The organism is Planococcus wigleyi, from assembly GCF_014836985.1.
In the GTDB taxonomy this organism is placed as follows: Bacteria; Bacillota; Bacilli; order Bacillales_A; family Planococcaceae; genus Planococcus; species Planococcus notacanthi.
The window spans coordinates 1-685 of sequence record NZ_JACSPU010000019.1 but is presented as its reverse complement, the minus strand read 5'-3'; the positions used below and the strand labels follow the sequence as shown (position 1 = coordinate 685).

General features: G+C 31.7%; 1 protein-coding gene. It reads left to right on the top strand.

Annotation, left to right across the window (positions count from 1 at the left end; genetic code table 11):
• A partial coding sequence (locus tag H9630_RS18745; RefSeq protein ID WP_191716992.1) for a hypothetical protein occupies positions 1 to 440 on the top strand: 440 nt, incomplete at its 5' end.
• Between the last annotated feature and the right edge of the window lie 245 nt (positions 441 to 685).

The window sequence follows — 685 nt, the reverse complement described above, 5'->3', positions numbered from 1 at the left end:
GTGGAGATATTCAATATGATACAATGAAAATTGATGTAACTAAGACTACAGTTGAATTGAAACCTACTACATTTCCAGAGTTGTCAGTAATTGACAACACAGGTAGTACAACAGGCTTTCAAGTTGATGCAGAAATGCTTTCATTTGATCATTCCACAATTGGAGATTTGAAATCAAAAAACTTTGGCCCTGTATCTTTCAAAGCGCGCATTTTTGGTTCTGGGAGTTTTTTTGGAATGAATAGTACTAATAATTATAGTGCTACTATCATTCAAAAACGTTATGGTTTTGAATCAACTTTAGTAGATCGTCAGTTGAATCTAGTTATAGGTGAAACTGATAAATTGACTTTGCCAATGAAAGATATGAAACCAGGTACTTTTACAGGCGTGATGGAATATACTGTTTCTCAGTTACCAGCACCAGAACCAGAACTTTAAAAAGGGGATCTTCCTCTTTTTTTATATTATTTTATATATTTTAATTAATATTGAATATAATATAAAAAAGCGAATGAAGTTTTTTTAGAGAGAAGGTGCTTATATGTTTAGAAAGAACTTGTTAATATTTATGACAATATTTTTGATGCTGCCAACAATGGTTTTAGGTCAGGAAGGAAGTTCACAGCCTTATGGAATTCAAGTCTTGAAGCATAATTTACAAGATGATTCGAATGCTGGTTATA